The following is a 19,897-nucleotide window of genomic DNA, read 5'->3' as shown; positions in this document are numbered from 1 at the left end:
GTGCGCGGCGATCGTGGTGTGGCGTGCGACATGGCTGGGCGCGACCGCGCTCGCGGGGGTGGTGGCGCCGGGCGTGGCCGCGGCACAGCAAGCAGAGCAGGCACGGGCGCGGGATTTCGCCATCGCCGCGGGGCCGCTGGGCGAGGCGCTGATCACGTTCGGACAGCAGGCGGGCGTGCAGATCGACGCGCCGGACGACGCAATCCGGGCGGCGGCATCGCCGGGCGTCAGCGGGCGGCGGACGGCGGAGGCGGCGCTCGCCCGGCTGCTGGCGGGAACCGGCTTCACCGGGCGGCTGCGCGGCGACCGGGTGACGATCGAGCGGCTGCCCGCGCCCGCGACGGCGGACACGATCACCACCGATGCGCTGCGCGTCGAGGGCCAGCAGACCGCCGAGGGCGGCAGCGCGCGCGACGCGCGCGGCTATGATGACATCTACGACCGCGACACGACCACCACCTATATGGGCAAGGACGAGGTCGAGCGGTACAAGGGCGTGACCCCGGCGGACGTGCTCAAGGGCATGCTCGGCGTCTATAGCGGCGACGCGCGCAACGGCGGCGGCATCGACCCGAGCATCCGCGGCATTTCCGGCCCCGGCCGCGTGCCGGTGATCATCGACGGCACCGAACAGGCGCTGACCGTCTGGCGCGGCTATAACGGCGCGAGCAACCGCGCCTATATCGATCCCAATCTGATCGCGGGCATCCAGGTCGCGAAGGGGCCGGTGTCGGAGCGCGGCGTCGACGGATCGAGCGGCGGCGCGGTCGTCGTCCACACGCTCGACGCCACCGATATCCTGCGCAAGGGGCAGACGTTCGGCATCGAGGCCAAGCTGGAAGGCGGCGACAATTCCACCGCGCCGCGGCTCCCCCGGCTCAGCCTCGGGCAGAGCTATCGCGACCTCCCCCTGTTCCCCGGCAACGGCAAAACCGAGGGGCTCGTGAATTATCCGTCGCGCGACCCGGCGGTGCAGGTCAAAGCTCGCGGTCCCAACGACAATGACCTCATCTCGTTCGGCGACAAGGCGGCGCGCATCGCCGTGGCGGGCCGGCTGGGCACGATCGATCTGCTCGGCGCCTATGCCTATCGCACCCGCGGCAATTATTTCGCCGGTGAGCATGACGCCGGCTATTATTCGCAGGTCAATGCCGATCCCAAGAAGCAAGGCACGTTCATCCAGCGCATGGCGTTCAACTACCGGCCCGGCTACGAGGTCACCAACACCTCGTCGCGGACGTCGTCATGGCTGGCCAAGGCGGTCTGGCACATCGACGATGCCTCCTACCTAAAGGCCGGGTTCCGCGACACGCGCTCGACCTATGGCGACATCCTGCCGTCGCGCGTGGTCGGCTGGGGCGGTGCGGACATCGGATCAATCCAGTGGACGCTCGGCCACGTCCATTCGCAGGCGTATAACGTCGACTATAAACTGAAGCCGAACCTCTGGTGGCTCGACTTCAAGGCGAGCTTCTGGGACACACACACGCTCAGCGACACCAACAGCAACGGCGGCTATCCGCAGGCCGCATCCTATAGCGACCCGATCCTGCGCGACACCGCGATCCTGCACCAGCGCAACGACCGCTTCGGCGCGATCGCCAGCAACCAGTTCAAATTCGGTTCGCGCTTCGACCTGCTGCTGCAGGGCAACTGGCAGCGCGAGGTGCTGCGCCCGACCGGCGAGTCCGCGGTCGCGCGCGGGGCGAGCTATTGCGGCTTCTTCTGCGGCAACAACCGTTCGGGGCGGCGCGGCGAATATCGCATCGACATGAAGGCCGAATGGCGCCCGGCCAGCTTCCTCAAGCTCGATGCCGGCGTCACCTATGCTGGATTCCACGCAATCGACGACAAGCTTCGCGCAGCGATCGCGGCGGGCGACAAGCTGTTGGTCAGAGGCGTAGCGGGATATGTGAACAGGGTGGGATCGTTCAAGATCCAGAGCAAAGACGATTACCGACGCGATACATATGGCAAGGCCATCTATTGGGGAAATTCGATCGCCGACGCCACCCTGCTGGCCGACACCGCAGCTGCCAACTACACACCAAAGCTTAATGGCTGGACTGGTTATGCCTATTTCGATCCATTCTATCCAGATGCGCGAGGCAAGATCACACGATCGCAGATCGACTGTCTGAACGGGGCATATAGCGACAGTTCGCGCTATAGACCGGATTACTCTGGTCGAAGCGTTTGCGCTATCGATCAGATATTCGCCTTTCGGAACCTTGCGATGGCCGATACGCGGCTTTCCGGCCATGACTGGGCGCCGACAGCATCAGCGACAGCCTATCTGAGCCATTCGGCACGCGCTTATGTCCGCTATGCCGAATATTTCCGGTATCCCAGCCTATTCGAAAGCACGTCGGGCTTTTCACAATCGCTCAACGCCGACTATCCATTGAGGCCGGAGCATATGCATTCGCTCGAGGCCGCCTATATTCAGGACTTGCGCCCCCTGCTCCGGCTCGGTGACGGCCGGAAGGCGGACTTTCGCCTGACCTGGTATCGCAACGTCACGACCGACGTGATCGATCGCAACACCAACCTTCAGTCCTCCAATCTCGACAAGCAAATCCTGTCGGGCATCGAGGCGCAGGCGCGATACGATAACGGCAGCGTGTTCGGCGACATCGGTTATGCCCACGTCTTCACCAATCGCGTCTGCGACGAAACCAGAGCATTGGTAACGGACTCCGGTTCTACTTGGCTCGGCAAGATTCCAGCCTGCGTCAAATATGGCTTTTATCAAGGTTATTTGCTGACGCAGGCCGCGCCGGACGACTCGCTCAACCTGACGCTGGGTGCGCGGCTGCTCGATCGTCGACTGGAATTCGGCCCCCGCTTCGTCTGGTACAGCCAGTATAACAACCCGCTGCTCGACACGCTGCTAAACTCCCCCGATCCGGTCCAGGGCTATGCGCTCAACGTTCCCTATGCATGGGGCAGGAACCTGACGGTGGACGCCTATGTCCGCTTCCGCGTCGATGATCGCTTCACCGCCGAGATCAACGGCACCAATCTGACCGATCATTACTACAGCGACCCGCTCAGCCGCACGCTCAATCCCTCGCCGGGACGGACGCTGCGTCTCAGCCTGACGGGGAGGCTGTGACACCCGAATTCGGCAGCCGCCGCCGCGCCTGACATGCAAACCCATGGCCGGGCAGCGACTGCCGGATACCCGCATCCGGAATGGCCGGATGCGTTACCAAGCAGGAGACGTATCATGAAAATGACCAACTTCAAGCTGTTCGCCGCCTCCGCCGCCGTTGCGATGTCGCTCGCCGGCACCGCTCATGCGCAAGACGTTAAAGGCGGTACGAGCGACTTAACGAACATCACGGTTGGAGTAAGTTCGGCCTTTGGCCCGTCGCATCCGACAGAAGGCAAAGCCGGGCTCGGTGCCAAGGCGACGGGTATCGACAATCATGTCGCCTTCCAGGACCTGAAGGGCAACGGCTCGACCGACCTGAACGGCGTGACGACGATCAACAATCCGACCACCGGACCCGACGATCATCGCAACCTCGGCCTGTTCCACTTCGCGCAGGCGGGCAACAATGACGTCTGGTTCGGCGAGTGGAGCAGCAATGCCAGCTCGGGCAGCACCGATCATACGGTCTATTATGCCGGCACCACGACCGGCACGACCGTGCCGACCAGCGGCTCGGCGACCTATGCGGTCCGGGGCATCAGCGACTATGCCAACAAGGGTTTGCTAACCGGCACCTTCACCGCCAACTTCGCCTCGGGCTCGTCGGGCACGCTGACCGGCAGCATCGCCAACAGCGCGTCGGGCTATGGGGTGAACATCGGCACCGCCACGATCAAGACCGACTCGACTTTCGGCGGAACCGGTGCGAGCGCGACCCAGTCGGGGACGACGGTCGCTTCGGGCGGTGCGGTCGAGGGCCGCTTCTACGGCGCGAACGCCGCGGCGTTGGCCGGTCTGGTCAAGTTCGACAATGCCCGTCAGTACAACGCGGCCTTCGGTGGCACGAAGAACTGATCCGATGCGTCGGGGGACGGGGGCCGTCATGGCCTCCGTCCTTGGCCCGCGGGGCGTCGGCATCGCCGGCGCCCTGTTGGCCGCCGCTTGTCCCTCGCCCGCGCTCGCCCAGCAGGCCGGCAGCGGCGACACGCGCCTGCGCCTCGACCAGACCGTCGAGCAGCGCAAGGCCGAGGCCGAAACGCGGGTGCGCGACGAGACCGAGCGGCTCGATCCGACCAGCGTCGAGATCGACGGCACCACCTATGCCGTCGGCCGCAACGCCAGCGACACGGGCGCGGCGCTCTACGTCTCGATCATGCGGCGACGCTGGGCGGACGTGCGTCGCTTCCTCGCCGCCTATCGCGCCCTCCCCGGTCACGAGGACGGGCTGATCCTCTACGCCGAAGGCGGCCTCGCGCGCGAGGCGGGCGACATGGCGGGGGCGGAGCGCGCCTATCGCGCGCTCGTCGCGGCGCAGCCCGATTTCGTGCCCGGCCGGCTCGAACTGGCGCGCGTGCTGTTCCTTGACCGCCGCGATCGCGAGGCGGCGCAGGCCTTCGCCGGCGTGCGCGGCGCGCTGCTCGCGCAGGGCGACAAGGCGGCGGGCGTGGTGCGGACGGTCGACACCTTTCTCGCCGCCCTGCGCAAAAGGCGCGGCGTGCAGGGCATGGTGTCGTTCGGCCCCGAATACAGCTCCAACCTCAACCAGTCGTCGGCGAGCTATACCTGCCTGATCCCCGGCGCCTCGGGGGATTGCCTGTTCGACCGCAAGGTGCCCGATCCGATCGCCGCGCGCGGGATCAATATCGAGGGCAATGCCACGCTGCGCCTGCCGCTCGCCGGCCATGACGGGATCGGCGGCCGGGCGCTCGCCTTCGGCGATCTCTTTCCCGGCCACGGCCGCTACAGCCAGACCGCGCTGTCGCTGTACGCGGGCTACGACCGCCGCACCGCCGCTACCGGGCTGGTCCTCGCCCCCTCGTTCGATCTCGGCACGCTGGGGGGCCAGCGGCTCTACGATGCCTGGGGTCTGCACGGCGAATATAGCCGCGGGTTCGGGTCGCGCACGCTCGTCCGGGTCGAGGGCAACTGGCGCGACTATCGCTACCGGCGCGACGGTTATCGCGATTACGACGGGCGGCAGGCGGATGCGTGGCTGACCGGCTTCCACACGCTGCCGCACGGCTGGACGGTGTTCGGCGGGCCGGATCTGCTCGACAAGCGCGCCGGCGATCGGGTCAACGCCTATCGCCAATATGGCGCGCGGCTCGGGCTCGACCGGACGATCGGCGCGGCGGTCGACCTGCTGCTGACCGCCTCGCTCCGCCGCCGCGACTATGGCGCGTTCAGCCCGCTGCTCGACGCCAGACGCCGCGACGTCGAGCGGAATTACACGATGCTCGCCCGCCTCCCCGGCGCGAAGGTCGCGGGCCTCAGCCCCAGCCTGCTCGTCCAGCACAGCCGCGTCGGCAGCAACGTCGACTGGCTCTATTCCTACCGGCGCACCAGCGTCAGCCTGAGGATGGATCATGTCTTCTGACCTAGCATTCGCGCCGGCGCCGATGGCGACCGGCTGGCCCACCGCCTCCTATGCCGCGCGGCGCCGGCATGGCGAGAATTTGCTCGGGCTCGGCGGCACGGCGCTGGTCTATGTCGTGTTGGCGGCGATCGCGCTCTGGCACTGGGCGGCCCCCTCCACGGCACCGAGCAGTCGGCCGGCGCCCGCGCTGGCCGTGTTCGACGTCCCCCCTGCCGCGCAAGACGCATCCGCGACCGCGCAGGCGACCACCCCGGCGCAGGAGATGCCGCGCCGGACCGAGACGCCGCCGCCGACGCCGCCGGTGCCGGTGCCGCTCGTCCAGCTCCCCGCCCCGCATCCCGCTCCGGCCGAACCCGCGACGCCCGCGCTGCCCCGCCCGCAGGGGCACAGCGACCAGCCCGCCGACGCCACCACCCCGGCAAGCGCCGCTCCTGCCGCCGCGCAACCCACATCGGGGCGAACCGCCGCGGCGGAACGCGCGGCGCGGGCCAATTGGCAGGGCGATATCCTCGCGCATCTCCGGCCGCTGCTGCGCTATCCCCGCGTCGCCGAACGCGACGGGCAGCAGGGCGTGGCACTGGTCGCGATCGGCGTCGATCGTCAGGGCATCGTCCGTTCGGCGCGGATCGTGCGCGGCAGCGGCTATCCGTTGCTCGATGGCGAAGCGCTGGCGACCATCAGGCGCGGCTCGCCCCTGCCCGCGCCGACGCCCGATATTCCGGGCGATCCGGTCTCGGTCGAGCTGCCGATCCAGTTCAGCCTGCGGGGCTGACCCCATCGTTCACGTGCGATGGATTTGTCTGAATTAGCCATAGCTCAAGCGCGGTCATCCACGCGCCACGCCGCCGATGGTGAGGCCGGACAGCAGCAGCCCCAGCGGCATGACCAGCCGAACCTAGCCACCCTGCGCGGGACATGACCACCCGATCTCCATACGTTAGCTCGCATACACCGCTCGCTTCACATGGATCAGCCCGAACAGGCCCTTCTGCGACATTTTTACCAATGCGCTAGAACATTCGCCTGTAAATTCTCATTTGTCGTATAAATGCGTTTTCCAGTGGATTAGGCGGCGCCCCGAGACGTTCGCGACGGGCCGAGCACGACGTCTGCAAGTCAGGCGCGGCGGTATCGCCGCGGCCGGATCGGCTGGAGAGAGAATGATGACGGGTTCGATGGTGCGCACGCGCTTGGGTCGCGACAAGGGCTTCCACGCGACGGTATCGCTGCTGGCGATCGCTCTGGCCGGCTCGGCCGCACAGGCGCAGACGGCGCCGCCGCAGGACGGCCCCGCCCCCGTCGCAGCGGCCGAAGCGCAGCAGAACAGCGGCACCGCCGCCCCGAGCGGCGATCAGGGACAGGCCGTCGACCCAAGCCCCACCACGCCTTCGGCCGGCGATGACATCGTTGTCACGGGTGTCCGCGCCAGCCTCCAGTCGGCGCAGAACATCAAGCGCAACGCGGCGCAGATCGTCGATTCGATCGTCGCGGAAGACATCGGCAAGCTCCCCGACCGCAATATCGCCGAGGCCTTGCAGCGCATCTCCGGCGTCCAGATCCAGCGGGCGTTCGGCGAGGGCAGTTCGGTCGCGATCCGCGGCCTAACCCAGGTCCGCACCGAGCTCAACGGCCGCGACATCTTCACCGCCAGCGGATCGAGCAACTCGCTCAGCCTTGAAGATGTGCCGTCCGAGCTGCTCGCCGGCATCGACGTCTACAAGAATCCGTCGGCGGACCTGATCGAGGATCAGCTCAGCGGCACGATCAACTTCCGCACCCGCAAGCCGTTCGACTTCGACGGTGCCAAGGCGTCCGCGTCGGTGACCAACACCTATTACGATCTCGCACGCCGGAGCAAGCCGGCGGCGTCGCTGCTGCTCAGCGATCGCTGGTCGACCGGCATCGGCGAGATCGGCATCCTCGCCAGCGCCTCCTATCAGAAGACCGCCTTCCGCCAGGACACGATCTCGACCGAGCCGTTTTACACGCTCGATCCGACCAACGCCGGCGATGCCGCGACGCTGGCGACGCTCGGCCGCACCGGCCAGACGACGACGCTGCCGCACGGCACCGGCATCGGCGAAGTGCCCGGCGACCGCCGCCGCTTCGGTGTCGACGTTTCGCTGCAATGGCGGCCGTCCGACACGCTCGAATTCACCGGCGAATATTTCCGCAACGATTACAAGCTGCGCTCCTACGGCTACAGCTATTTCGCCTATACCAGCGGCGTCGCGATCACGCCGCAGGCGGGTGCGCCCTTCACTTATGCACCCAACGGCGATTTCCAGAGCGGCACCTTCGTCAACGTGCCGATCGGCAACAACACCTCGATCGGCGCGCGCCATTCGGTGACCACCGATTATTCGCTCAACGCCAAATGGCGGCCGACACCCAATCTGACGATCACCGCCGACGGCCAGTACGTCGACTCGAAGACCAACAACCTCAATTCGATCGTCGGCCTGAGCGGCACTGCGACGACGCTGACCCAGGATATCCGCGGCGACATTCCGTCGTTCCAGATCACCTCGGCGGCGGGGCTCGCCAGCCCGGCGACCTACAGCAACGGCTTCTACCTCGACAATCTCAACAATTCGAAGGGCACCGACAAGGTCGGCCGGCTCGACGGCGAATATCGCTTCGACGGCGGCATCCTCAGCTCGATCAAGGCCGGCGTCCGCTACGCCGATCGCCGCAACCGCACCAACGATACCGGCTATCGCTACACCGGGCTGACCGGACCGGCGGGCAATCTCCGCTATGTCGACCTCGGCGACTTCTTTCGTGGCGACGCCAATCTGTTCGGCGACATCCAGGCTTTCTCGCTGCCGACGGTGCTGAACTACGATGCGACGCGGGCGACGCTCGGCATCACCTCGACGCCGACCTTCCAGCCCAGCGGAACCAATACGCAGGCGCAGAAGACCTATACGGGCTATCTCGCCGCCTTCTTCAAGGCGGACGCGCTGCCCGTGCCGATCGACGGCAACGTCGGCGTCCGCGTAGTCCGCACCAAGGTGGCGGTGACCGGCTTCTACCAGCAGATCGACCTGATCACAGCGCCGGACGGCACGCAGCAGACCGCCGCACCGACCTTCACGGCAAACGACCAGAGCAACGATTACACGTCGGTGCTGCCGAGCCTCAACCTGCGCGCGCATCTCACCGAGCGGCTGCAATTGCGGTTCGCCGCATCGAAGAACATCTCGCGCCCGAACTTCAACCAGCTCAACCCGACGCTGACGATCACCGAGCCCGGCACTGCGCAGATCGACCAGCAGCATACGACCTCGACCGGCAATCCGTTCCTCAAGCCGATGCGGTCGAGCAACCTCGACGCCTCGCTCGAATGGTATTTCGCGCGGACCGGGTCGGTGAGCGTCGCCGGCTTCTACAAGAACATCTCCAACTACATCCAGACGGTGATCGTGCCGCGTAGCGTCACCTTCACCGACGGCGTCACCGCGCTCTACGACGTGACGACCTACGACAATGCCAGCAAGGCCAAGGTGAAGGGCGCGGAGATCGCCTATCAGCAGTTCTTCGACTTCCTCCCCGGCGCGCTGAGCGGCCTCGGCATGCAGGCGAACTTCACCTACGTCGACTCCGAGGCGCCGAGCCCGGCGAGCCAGGGGCCGGTGACGCAATTGCCGCTGGAGGGCCTGTCAAAGTACAACTACAATCTGGTCGGTATCTACGAACATGGCCTGATTTCGGCCCGCGTCGCCTACAATTGGCGCAACAAGTTCCTGGTGACGACCTCGGCCAACGGCACGGGCAATCTGCCCATCTTCCAGAAATCGTCCGGGCAGCTCGACGCGTCGATCACCGCCAACGTGACGCCGCATCTGTCGCTGACACTCAACGGCACCAATCTCACCAATACGGTGCGGTCGACCTATTACGGCGTCACCACCCGACCGCGCGATGCGATCATGAGCGACCGGCAGATCGCCGGCGTCGCGCGCATCACCTTCTGACGGTCGACGGCGCCGGACCGTCGTGTCCGGCGCCGTTCATCGCGTCGCGCCTGCCGTCACGCGCGTCATCGCCAGCGCGGCGAGCAGCAACGCGCCGGCGGCGAAGGCGAGCGTCCAGATCGGCTCGGTCGGGAAGAAATGCTTGGTGATCGAGCCCATCACCGTCGCGACCAGCAATTGCGGCACGACGACGAAGACGTTGAACAATCCCATATAGATGCCAAGCTTGCGCTGCGGCAGGCTGGAGGCGAGGATCGCATAGGGCATGGCGAGGATCGACGCCCAGGCGATGCCGATGCCGATCTCGCTCGCCAGCAGCCATCTCGGATCGGTGACGACGAAGAAGCTCGCGAAGCCCGCCGCGCCGCACAGCAGCCCGACGATATGCGTGCGCGCCTGCCCGATCCGCCGCGCCAGCAGCGGCAGCAGCGTCAGCGCCGCCACCGCAGCGATGCCGTTATAGGCGGCGAACAGCACGTCGACCCAGTTGGCCCCGGCCTGATAGAGCGGGCTGCGCGCGTCGGGCGCGCCGTAAAAGGCCCCGGCGACGATTGGCGTGGTGTTGATCCACATGATGAACAACGCCGACCAGCTGAAGAATTGGGCGACCGCCAGCCGCTTCATCAGCACCGGCATGCCGCCGAAATCGCCGACGATATGGCCGAGCATGTCGACCGGCCGTCCGCCCCGCGCGCGCAGGATGGCGAGAATGCTCGCCAGTCCATAAGCGATCAGCAGGCCGCCGAGCAGATACACTTCCTTCTCAAGGCTCAGTACCGCGACGCCGGCGACGACGATCGCCCCCGTCGCGATCCACACGCTGCTGCCGGCCAGCCGGCGCGCAGCGAGTGTGCGCGTCACCTGCGCCTGATCCTCCGCATCGGCCTCGCCGTGGAATCCCGCCATCTCCGCGGGCGAATATTCGCGCGTGGTCAGCACCGTCCACAGCACCGCGAGGAACAGCGCGGCGCCCCCGAACCAGAAGGCGAAGCGCACCGTATCGGGGATGCCGCCGCTCGCCGCGACGTTCGATACGCCGAGGTGTTCGAGCAGCCACGGGAAAATCGACCCGAACACCGCGCCCGCACCGATGAAGGCGGTCTGCACCGCATAGCCGGCGGCATGCTGGTCCTTGTCGAGCATGTCCCCGACGAAGGCGCGGAACGGCTCCATCGAGACGTTGAGCGACGCATCGAGCAGCCAGAGCAGCAACGCCGCCATCAGCAGCCCCGGACTCTCGGGCATCAGCAGCAGCGCGATCGCGGCGAGGATCGCGCCGGCGAGGAAATAGGGCCGCCGCCGGCCGAGGCGACCCAGCCAGGTGCGGTCGCTGAGATGGCCGATCACCGGCTGCACCAGCAGCCCGGTCAGCGGCGCCGCGACCCACAGCGCCGGCAGATCGTCGAGGCTGGTGCCGAGCGATTGGAAGATGCGGCTCATGTTCGCGTTCTGGAGCGCGAAGCCGATCTGGATGCCGAAAAAGCCGAACGAGATGTTCCAGAGACCCGCCCAGCTCTGCCGCGGCCGTGCGACGGCGGTCATGGCGCGCGCCGGTGGATCGCGGGGACTTGGTATAGGGTCGATGCTGGCCTCGCACGCTCTCGCGTCCCACCGTAACCCCGGCCCTGCGCCGGGGTCCCGCTTCTTGCTGCACGACGCCAAGAGGAAGCGGGATGCCGGATCAAGTCCGGCATGACGAACGATGTGGGAACCGCCGCGACACCCGATCGGCCATAGGCGATGCCGCGGCTGTACGGGGCCCGGCAACCGGCCTCCCCAAACCCTCCGTCACCCCGGTGAGCAACGCTTTCCGCATCTGCGAGCCGGTGGATGCCGGAACGAGTCCGGCATGACGGCGTGGGTTTGGCAACCGTCGCGCGCGCCCGCCCCCGGCGGATCACCGCCGCCGCGCCTTGCCGGCGGCGACGAAGCGGATCGCCTGTCCGCCGCCCGGCGCCAGCGCGAGCGACAGCGTGTCGCCCTTCTTCACGCTGCGCTTCTCGATCGCGATCGCATGGCGCGCCGACGTCCGGTAATCCGCGCCCGCGCCGTCGCGATACACCTCAGCGGTATAGTTACGCCCGGAATCAAGGAAGTTGAGGGCGACGGTGAGCATGCGCGGCGCCTCGTTGGTGATGCTGCCGAGATACCAATCTTCGCCGGCGCGGTCCTTGCGCGCCACCGTCACGTACTCGCCGACCTCGCCATTGAGCACGCGCGTCTCCGACCAGTCGACCGGCACGTCGCGGATGAACTGGAAGGCGTCCATGTGCTTGGCGTAATTCTCGGGCGTGTCCGCCGCCATCGTCACCGGCGAGTAGATCACGACGTACAGCGCGAGCTGCTTCGCCTCGGTCGACAGCAACGGGCTGCCGCCCGACCCCTCGAGGCTCAGCACGCCGGGGGTGAAGTCCATCGGGCCGCCGAGCCATTGCGTGAAGAACATATTGGCTTCGTGGTTCGGCGGGTTCTTGCCCGGCCAAGCGTTATATTCCATCCCGCGGCCACCCTCGCGGCTCAGCCAGTTGGGATAGGTGCGGCGCAGGCCGGTGTCCTTGATCGGCTCGTGGCTGTCGATGCCGACCTTGTATTTGGCGGCGGTCTGGACGACGCGCAGATAGTGGTTCGCCATCCACTGGCCCTCGTGCCATTCGCGCTTCCTGGTGCCGTCGGCATCGACGCGCTCGATCTGGCCGGCGTCGGTGACATAGCCGGTCTTGATGACCGGAATGCCGTGGTCGCGCGCATAGGAGAAGGCGCGGTCGAGCTGCGCGTCGTAATGGCTCGCCGAACCGCCGGTCTCGTTATGGCCGACCAGATAGACACCCTTCGCCTTGGCGTAGCGGTACAGTTCCGCCGCGTCGAAATCGGGGGTCGGCTGGTCGAACTGCATGTCGTTGCCATTGCCGAACCAGTCGCCGTTCCAGCCGACGTTCCAGCCCTCGACGAGCACGCCGGGGATGCGATTGGCGGCGGCGAAGTCGATATAGGTCTTGACGTTGGCGGTGGTCGCGCCGTGCTTCGGGCCGGTTGCCCAGGTCCAGTCGCCCTTGATCATGTTCCACCACACGCCGACAAACTTGCCGGGCTTGATCCAGCTGACGTCGCCGAGCTTGTTCGGCTCGTTGAGGTTGAGCTCGAGGTGGCTCATGTACAGGCCGGGCGCATCGTCGGACAGGATCACCGTCCGCCACGGCGAGGCGAAGGGTGCGGTCCGCACGACCTTGGGCGCGCCGGCGCCGGGGGTCAGCGCCGCCTTGAACGTATTGCCCTCGCTGCGCGCCAGATTCATTGCGGCATAATCGATCAGCGCGGCCTCGTGCACCGCGGCATGCGTGCCGTCGGCCAGCTTGACCGTCATCACCGTCTGCGCGGTGCCGACCGCGTCGAGCGGGGTCTTCTCGTAGAGATATTCCTCGCGATTCCACTGGAGCGCAGGCTTCCACCATGCCGTGCCGTTCTGCGCGAAGGCGAATTCGGTCAGCTCGTCGGCGATGTTCGCCTGATGCAGATTGGGCTGGTCGGGGAAACTGTAGCGGAAACCGATGCCGTCGTCGAAGATGCGGAAGGTGACGTCCATCTCACGCTTCAGCCCGGTCTTCTCGCGGAAGCGGAGGGCAAGCTCGTTATGCCGATCGCGGATCGTCTTCCATTCGCCGAACGGCTGCGTCCAGCTGCTGTCCGCCGACGCGGTCGTCTTGCCGATCAGTTCGAGGTTGCGCTCGATCTTGGGTGCGTCGGTGAACATGACGCCGAGCTTGCTGGGGTTGAGCACCGGCTTGCCCTTGCGCGTCACCGCATAGGTCGGGCGGCCGTCGTTATCGAGCGCGATCGTCACCACCAATGATTTGTCGGGCGAGGTCGCGGTCGCCGCCGGCTGGGCAGCGACGGTCGGGATCTGGGCGACGCCATTGGCGTCGGTCTGCGCGATCGCCGTGCTCGTCAGCAGCGCCAGCGCGAGGGCGCCCCCGATCGTGTAATGCTTCATCATGCCTCTCCCATTTTGGTGGCGATCAGTGCGCCATATCCGTCGAAATGCCAGCCCTGTGTCGCGTTTTCGACGACCGGCCGCCACGCATCGGGCTGCTCGGGCGCCCAGCGCTGCGGCTCGGGCGACAGGTTGAAGACGCAGAGCATCGTCTCGTCCGATGCGCGGCGTTCGATCGCGAGCATCGCCGCGTCCGCCGCGACGACGCGAATGTCGCCGGTCAGCAGCGCGGGGTGCCGCTTGCGCAGCGCCAGCGTCTCGCGCGTCCAGTGCAGCAGGGCATGCGGATCGCGCTCCTGCCGGTCGACTGCCAGCGCGGCATGATCGGCACCGACCGGCAGCCACGGCCGGGCGGTCGAGAAGCCCAGATTGGCGGCATCGCTGCGCCACGCCATCGGCGTGCGCGCGCCGTCGCGCGACAGCGTCTGCGGCCAGTTGGCGATCGCCTCGGGGTCCTGAAGATCCTCGAACGGCACCGCGACCTGGGTCAGGCCGAGTTCCTCGCCGTAATAAAGGAAGATATTGCCGCGCAGGCTGGCCAGCAGCAGCATCTTCATGCGCGCGAAGGCACGGGGATCGCCCTGCCCCGCCCAGCGCGAAATCGCCCGCGGCGCATCGTGGTTCTCGAACGCCCAGCTCGGCCAGCCGACGCCGTCCTGTTCGGGCCATTTGTCGATCGCTTCCGCGACGATCCCCGGCGTCAGTGTCGGCGCATAGAGGAAGTCGAAACCATAAGCGCTGTGCAGGCGGCGCCCTTCCGCGGTGAACAGCTTCATCTCGCGATCGCTGTCCGCACCACCGACCTCGGCGACGGTGAAGCGCGCGTCATAGCTGTCGAACAAAGCCCGCACGCGCTCCAGAAAGCCGGGAATGGCATCGTGGCTCTGATTGTATTGGTGCAGCTGGAAATCGAACGGACGCGTGCGCGGGATGCCGTCGTCGAGCGGCGCGGGCGGATTGTCGCGCAGATCGGGGTCGAACATCATGAAGTTGATCGCGTCGATGCGGAAGCCGTCGACGCCGCGCTCCAGCCAGAAGCGGGCGACGTCGAGGAAGGCCTGTTGCACCGCCGGATGGTGGCCGTTGACCTGCGGCTGTTCCTTCAGGAAATTGTGCATGTAATATTGGCCTCGGCGCGCGTCCCACGTCCAGGCCGGACCGCCGAACACCGATTGCCAATTGTTCGGAGGCGACCCCTCGGGCTGCGGATCGCGCCAGACGTACCAGTCGGCCTTGGGATTGTCGCGGCTCGACCGGCTCTCGACGAACCAGGGATGCTGGTCGCTGGTATGCGCCCAGACCTGATCGACGATCACCTTGAGACCCAGTGCATGCGCGCGCACGACCAATGCGTCGAAATCGGCGATCGTGCCGAAGATCGGATCGACGTCGCAATAGTCCGACACGTCATAGCCGAAATCGGCCATCGGCGAGCGGAAGAAGGGCGACAGCCAGATCGCCTCGACGCCCAGGCTGGCGACGTGATCGAGATGCGCGGTGATGCCCGGCAGGTCGCCGATGCCGTCGCCGTTGGAGTCCGCGAAACTGCGCGGATAGATCTGGTAGATGGTCGCGCCGTGCCACCACGGGCGGTCAGTCAGGGTCATTGGGTCGCCTTCAGGGCACAGACGGCATAGCCGAGGGGAGGAAGCGTGATCGTCAGGCTGCCCGGCGCGGCGACCGCACCGCAGCCGCTGCCGGAGAGCGTGGTCGCGCCGGTCGCGCCGATGCCGACCTCGACCTGACGGGTGAGCGGCGTCGTCGCGGTGTTGAAGGCGAGCAGCACCTCCGCGCCGCTGTCCGGATCGAAACGCGAGATGGCGAGCAGGCCCGGCGTCTCCTCGCGGGCGCGCAGCTGCTGGCGACCGCGGGTGAGCGCCGGGGTGGCCAGACGCAGCTTCGCCAGCGCGGCGGTCTGCCGGAACAGCGGATTGTCCTGCCCGAAATGCGCCGTCGCGTTGGTGGTATTGGTGCCGAGCAGGCGGTTGTCGTTATAGACCGCGACCTTGCTCGCGAACATGTCTTCGCGCGCATCCTGATCGTTGCCGTCGCTGACGAACCCCTGTTCGTCGCCCGAATAGATCGTCGGTACGCCGCGCAGCGTCAGCAGCATCGCGTTGGACAGCATGACGCGCGCCATCACCTCGGCGTCGCTCGCCTGCGGGAAGGCCTTGCGGACGAAGGTCGAGAAGCGGCCGTCGTCGTGATTGCCGGTGAAGGTCGGCAATTGCACCGCGGTGTCGAAGCCCTTGGCATAGAGCGCATCGCCGTCGAACAGAGCCTCGAACGCGTCGGTGCCACGCGTGCCGGCGACCGTCTCGACCACCGCCTGCCGGAAGGAGAAGTCGAGCACCGCGGGCAGTTTGTCGACGATCGTATGCTGCGCGAGCACCGCCGGCCGCACCTCGTGATCCGACACCTCGCCGAAGATGTGGAAATTGGGAATGTCCTTCGCCTTCGCGCGTGCCTGCATGGCGGGGACGAATTCGGTCCAGAATTCCGGGTTGACGTGGCGCGCGGTGTCGATGCGGAAGCCGTCGATCCCGAACCGGTCGATCCAGCCGCCGAAGATGTCGATCATCCCCGCGACGACCTTCGGATTCTCGGTCATCAGATCGTCGAGGCCGACGAAATCACCCATCGTCGAACTCTCGTTGCGATAGGTCGTGTCGCCGCGATTGTGGTAGAGCGTGACGTCGTTGAGCCATGCCGGCAGCTTCACCGCCTTTTCGGCGGCGGGAACGAAGGGCGTATAGGCATAGGCCGGATCGGTCAGGCGCGCGAAATTCTCCGGCGTGCGGACGTCGTCACCGGCGAAACCCGGATTGATCGGCTTGCCGGTGATGCCGAGCCGGCGCTGATAGGGATAATCGGCGCGGCTGCGATACGGGCATTCGCGCTTTGCCTGGCATTCGCGATACTGGATCACGTCGGCGGTGTGGTTGATGATGATGTCCATATAGACCTTCATCCCGCGCGCATGCGCCGCCGCGACCAAAGCGGCGAAATCGTCATTGGTGCCGAGATGCGGATCGACCTGCGTGAAGTCGGTGATCCAATAGCCGTGATAGCCCGCCGATTGCCGGCCGGGGCCGCCCTGCACCGGCTTGTTCTTGAAGATCGGCCCGACCCACAAAGCCGTCGCGCCGAGCGACTGGATATAGTCGAGCCGCCGGGTCAGCCCCTTGAGGTCGCCGCCGTGATAGAAGCCTTTCGCCGTCGGATCGAAGCCGGTGACGAGCGGGCCGCCCGTGAGGCCACCGCGATCGTTGGCGGTGTCGCCATTCTCGAACCGGTCGGGGAGCAGGAAATAGATCACCTCGTCCTGCGGCAACCGCGCGCGATAATCGGCGGTCTGCGCGGACACGGCGGGGGCAGCGAACAGCAGCGCAAGCGCGGTCGCGGTTCGTGTGGCGAGCTTCAGCATGCATCCCCCGGCATCGTCGTGCGCCCGATCCATCGCCGGCCGCATCCGGGGCCGTTGTGCGGACGCGGGCGCGCCAAGCCAAGCATAGGGCATACGTATTCACTGACGCTATCCCGCCCCGTCGCACTGATGTAGATTGCCCTCATGGCCGTGAAGAGCAGAGGACGGGGACCGGGCGGAGCGAGCGACAAGCCGACCTCCTTCGACATCGCCGCACGCGCCGGCGTGTCGCAGCCGACCGTCAGCCGCGCGCTGCGCGGCGACCGCACGGTGAGCGCGGCGACGCGAATGCGGATCGAGGCGATCGCCCGCCAGCTCAACTACAAGGTCGACAAAAACGCCTCGTCGCTGCGGCGGGGGCAGAGCATGACGCTGGCGCTGCTGTTCTTCGAGGACCCGCTCGACGACGGCAGCTTCATCAACCCCTTCTTCCTGTCGATGCTGGGATCGATCCTGCGCACCTGCGCGGCGCGCGGCTACGATCTGCTCAGCTCGTTCCAGCAGCTCTCCGCCGACTGGCACACCGATTACGAGGACAGTCGCAAGGCGGACGGGATCATCCTGCTCGGCTATGGCGATTACGAACTGTACAAGGCGCGGCTGGAGGCGCTGGTCGCGCAGGGGACGCATTTCGTGCGCTGGGGCTCGGTCGACAGCCACAATCTCGGCGTGACGATCGGCTGCGACAATATCGCGGGCGGGCGGATCGCCGCCGAGCATCTGGTCGACCGCGGTCGCCGCCGGATCGGCTTCATCGGCCATGCCGACGATCACTATCCCGAATTCCGCGACCGCTATCGCGGGCTGTGCGCCGTGTTGCGCGCGCATGGCCTGCCGGTCGATCCCGGCCTGCACGCCGATGCGCTGACCGTCGAACACTCGGGTTATGAAGCGACGAAGCGGTTGCTGGCGCGCGACATTCCGTTCGACGCGCTGTTCGCGGCCTCCGACATCATCGCCCTCGGCGCGATGCGCGCGCTGACCGAGGCCGGGCGGCGCGTGCCCGAGGATGTCGCGATCGTCGGCTTCGACGACATCCCCGCCGCCGCGACGACGCAGCCGCCGCTGACGACGATCGCGCAGGACTATCGCCGCGCGGGCGAAGTGCTGGTCGACACCTTGCTGCGCCGCATCGCCGACGAACCGACCGATACGGCGCTGTTGCAACCGCGGCTGATCGTGCGCGGATCGACGTGACGATATTAGGCGTCGGCAACGGGGGATAGGTGGCGCTCCCGCTCGAACATTCGTGCCTTTTCAAACCCGGCAAAGAAGAGAGTTCGCGCAGAGACGCAGAGACGCAAAGGGGAAGCGGCTGCCGCGGCCGCGGTCCGTCCTTTCACGCCATGAGGTAGACAGGACCACGCCTTGCCCCGGGCGCGACACCTTCGCGTCTCTGCGTCCCTGCGCGAACAAAAACCTTTCTCACAATCACCGCGCCTTGCAATGCCGGTCGATGAACGCCGCGTGCGTCGGCATCGCGCCCGCCTCGCGACGGTAGAGCAGTTCCAGCGTCTCCATATATTCGCCGAGGTCGCCGTCGTCGATCTGGTCGGCGAGCGGGTGATGCGCACGCGCTGCGACCCCCTGCCCGGCCAGCACCTGGAGCCAGCCGTCCTCGGTGAACAATTCCTCCTGTTCGCGGACGATCGTCCCCGCCTCCTGCCAGAGCGCGATCTTGGCGCGCAGCGTATCGGGCAGGTCCATCGCCCGGCACGCCTGCCAGAACGGTTCGTCGCGGCCGTTCGCCCAATAATGGAGGATCAGGAAGTCGCGGATGCGCTCGATCTCGACCCCGGTCTGGCGATTGTATTCGTCGCGCAAGGCGGGGGCGACGGGCAGCGCGGGCAGGAGCTTGATCAGCCGCGCGATCGCCGACTGGATGAGGTGGATGCTGGTCGATTCGAGCGGTTCGAGGAAGCCGCTCGCCAGCCCCATCGCGACGACATTGTGGCTCCACGCGCGCTTGCGGCGGCCGGTGACGAAGCGGAGCTGGCGCGGATCGCCCTGCGCCTCGCCCTCGATAGTGGCGAGCAACGTGTCGGCAGCGGCCTCGTCGCTGGTAAAAGCGCTGCAATAGACGTGGCCGTTGCCGGTGCGATGCTGGAGCGGAATACGCCATTGCCAGCCCGCCTCGCGCGCGATCGCGCGGGTATAGGGCAAGGGCGCGCCGACATTGGCGCTCGGTACCGCGATCGCGCGGTCGCAGGGCAGCCAATGGCGCCAGTCCTCGTAACCGGTTGCGAGCGCCCCCTCGATCAGCAGGCCGCGGAAACCGGTGCAGTCGAGGAACAGGTCGCCGGCGACACGCTCGCCGGAATCGAGCGTCAGCGCGGCGACGTCGCCGGTCAGGGAATCGCGTTCGACGCCGGCGATTCTCCCCTCGGTCCGCTCGACGCCGCGGTTGACCGCGAAGCGGCGGAGATAGGCGGCATAGAGGCCCGCATCGAAATGGAAGGCATAAGGCATCGCCGGGATCGTCGCCGCGGTGAGCGGCCCGCCGCGGTGCATCCGCCCGGCCCGCGCCGCGACCTCGTTGAGGCAATAAGCGTCGAGCGGCTTGGCGAGGCCGAGCCGGCGGGCGCGCAGCCAGTAATGCTGGAAGGCGATCAGCCCGACGTCGCGGCCGACATCGCCGAAAGCGTGCATGTAGCTATGGCCGGGCTCGCGCCAGCCGTCGAAGGCGATGCCGAGCTTGAACGTGCCGCCGGTGGCACGCAGGAAGGCATCCTCGTCGAGGCCGAGCGCCTGATTGAACAGGCGGATCTGCGGGATCGTCGCCTCGCCGACGCCGACCGTGCCGATCTCATCGGATTCGATCAGGCGGATGCGATAGCCGGTCTCGAGAAAGCCGCCCAGCGCCGCCGCCGCCATCCAGCCGGCGGTGCCGCCGCCGGCGATCACGATCGTGGTGACGGATGCAGTCATGCCCTTGGCCTATCGACAAAAAGGGCTGCCGTCACAA

Annotated in this window: 11 protein-coding genes; 6 read left to right on the top strand and 5 right to left on the bottom strand. The window is 66.9% G+C overall.

The genetic code is table 11. The features are described from left to right. The first annotated feature begins 13 nt into the window (after positions 1-13). The 5 genes from MC45_RS02030 to MC45_RS02010 all read left to right on the top strand — a co-directional run bounded on the left by MC45_RS02030 (position 14) and on the right by MC45_RS02010 (position 9,517). A complete protein-coding gene (locus MC45_RS02030; protein WP_245640818.1) occupies positions 14-3,118 on the top strand; it encodes a TonB-dependent receptor domain-containing protein in 3,105 nt (1,034 codons plus the stop codon). A 114-nt stretch (positions 3,119-3,232) separates the two neighbouring features. After that, a complete protein-coding gene (locus tag MC45_RS02025) occupies positions 3,233-4,015 on the top strand; it encodes a Slam-dependent surface lipoprotein (protein ID WP_038658883.1) in 783 nt (260 codons plus the stop codon). 28 nt (positions 4,016-4,043) lie between these two features. Then, on the top strand, positions 4,044-5,537 hold the full coding sequence (locus tag MC45_RS02020) for a surface lipoprotein assembly modifier (protein WP_081974298.1): 1,494 nt from the start codon (positions 4,044-4,046) through the stop codon (positions 5,535-5,537). Continuing rightward, complete coding sequence (locus MC45_RS18545; protein WP_156143757.1) at positions 5,527-6,309, top strand: energy transducer TonB; 783 nt, start codon at positions 5,527-5,529, stop codon at positions 6,307-6,309. The genes MC45_RS02020 and MC45_RS18545 overlap by 11 nt, the downstream gene beginning before the upstream one ends. A gap of 388 nt (positions 6,310-6,697) precedes the next feature. Continuing rightward, positions 6,698-9,517, top strand: coding sequence for a TonB-dependent receptor (locus MC45_RS02010; protein ID WP_245640817.1), 2,820 nt, complete (start codon positions 6,698-6,700; stop codon positions 9,515-9,517). Positions 9,518-9,553: 36 nt separating this feature from the next. On the opposite strand, the gene MC45_RS02005 is transcribed toward MC45_RS02010, so the two are convergent. The 4 genes from MC45_RS02005 to MC45_RS01990 form a co-directional block, all read right to left on the bottom strand. Then, complete coding sequence (locus MC45_RS02005) at positions 9,554-11,059, bottom strand: MFS transporter (RefSeq protein ID WP_038658880.1); 1,506 nt, start codon at positions 11,057-11,059, stop codon at positions 9,554-9,556. A gap of 355 nt (positions 11,060-11,414) precedes the next feature. After that, the gene (locus MC45_RS02000; RefSeq protein WP_038658877.1) at positions 11,415-13,508 is read right to left on the bottom strand and encodes a glycoside hydrolase family 97 protein; all 2,094 of its coding nucleotides are present in this window, start codon (positions 13,506-13,508) and stop codon (positions 11,415-11,417) included. Further along, positions 13,505-15,112, bottom strand: a complete 1,608-nt coding sequence (locus tag MC45_RS01995; protein ID WP_038658874.1) for an alpha-glucosidase — start codon at positions 15,110-15,112, stop codon at positions 13,505-13,507. Before MC45_RS01995 ends, MC45_RS02000 begins: the two co-directional genes overlap by 4 nt. Further along, a complete protein-coding gene (locus MC45_RS01990; protein WP_038666230.1) occupies positions 15,109-16,932 on the bottom strand; it encodes an alpha-amylase family glycosyl hydrolase in 1,824 nt (607 codons plus the stop codon). The genes MC45_RS01995 and MC45_RS01990 overlap by 4 nt, the downstream gene beginning before the upstream one ends. A 144-nt stretch (positions 16,933-17,076) precedes the next feature. On the opposite strand from MC45_RS01990, the gene MC45_RS01985 reads away from it, so the two are divergent. Then, positions 17,077-18,129 carry a LacI family DNA-binding transcriptional regulator gene (locus MC45_RS01985; protein WP_038658871.1) on the top strand — a complete coding sequence of 351 codons (1,053 nt, stop codon included), beginning with the start codon at positions 17,077-17,079 and terminating at the stop codon, positions 18,127-18,129. A 234-nt stretch (positions 18,130-18,363) separates the two neighbouring features. On the opposite strand, the gene MC45_RS01980 is transcribed toward MC45_RS01985, so the two are convergent. Next, complete coding sequence (locus MC45_RS01980) at positions 18,364-19,860, bottom strand: tryptophan halogenase family protein (protein ID WP_038658868.1); 1,497 nt, start codon at positions 19,858-19,860, stop codon at positions 18,364-18,366. Between the last annotated feature and the right edge of the window lie 37 nt (positions 19,861-19,897).

The sequence above is a fragment of the Sphingomonas taxi genome (assembly GCF_000764535.1).
Classification (GTDB): domain Bacteria; phylum Pseudomonadota; class Alphaproteobacteria; order Sphingomonadales; family Sphingomonadaceae; genus Sphingomonas; species Sphingomonas taxi.
Note: the sequence above shows the minus strand (reverse complement) of the source record. Positions and strands in the feature narration are given on the sequence as shown.

Bases quoted from the DNA above. Each gene is read 5' to 3' on its own strand.
- MC45_RS02025 (WP_038658883.1), top strand. From the start codon at position 3,233: ATGAAAATGACCAACTTCAAGCTGTTCGCCGCCTCCGCCGCCGTTGCG.
- MC45_RS02020 (WP_081974298.1), top strand. From the start codon at position 4,044: ATGGCCTCCGTCCTTGGCCCGCGGGGCGTCGGCATCGCCGGCGCCCTG.
- MC45_RS18545 (WP_156143757.1), top strand. From the start codon at position 5,527: ATGTCTTCTGACCTAGCATTCGCGCCGGCGCCGATGGCGACCGGCTGG.
- MC45_RS02010 (WP_245640817.1), top strand. From the start codon at position 6,698: ATGATGACGGGTTCGATGGTGCGCACGCGCTTGGGTCGCGACAAGGGC.
- MC45_RS02005 (WP_038658880.1), bottom strand. From the start codon at position 11,059: ATGACCGCCGTCGCACGGCCGCGGCAGAGCTGGGCGGGTCTCTGGAAC.
- MC45_RS02000 (WP_038658877.1), bottom strand. From the start codon at position 13,508: ATGATGAAGCATTACACGATCGGGGGCGCCCTCGCGCTGGCGCTGCTG.
- MC45_RS01995 (WP_038658874.1), bottom strand. From the start codon at position 15,112: ATGACCCTGACTGACCGCCCGTGGTGGCACGGCGCGACCATCTACCAG.
- MC45_RS01990 (WP_038666230.1), bottom strand. From the start codon at position 16,932: ATGCTGAAGCTCGCCACACGAACCGCGACCGCGCTTGCGCTGCTGTTC.
- MC45_RS01985 (WP_038658871.1), top strand. From the start codon at position 17,077: ATGGCCGTGAAGAGCAGAGGACGGGGACCGGGCGGAGCGAGCGACAAG.
- MC45_RS01980 (WP_038658868.1), bottom strand. From the start codon at position 19,860: ATGACTGCATCCGTCACCACGATCGTGATCGCCGGCGGCGGCACCGCC.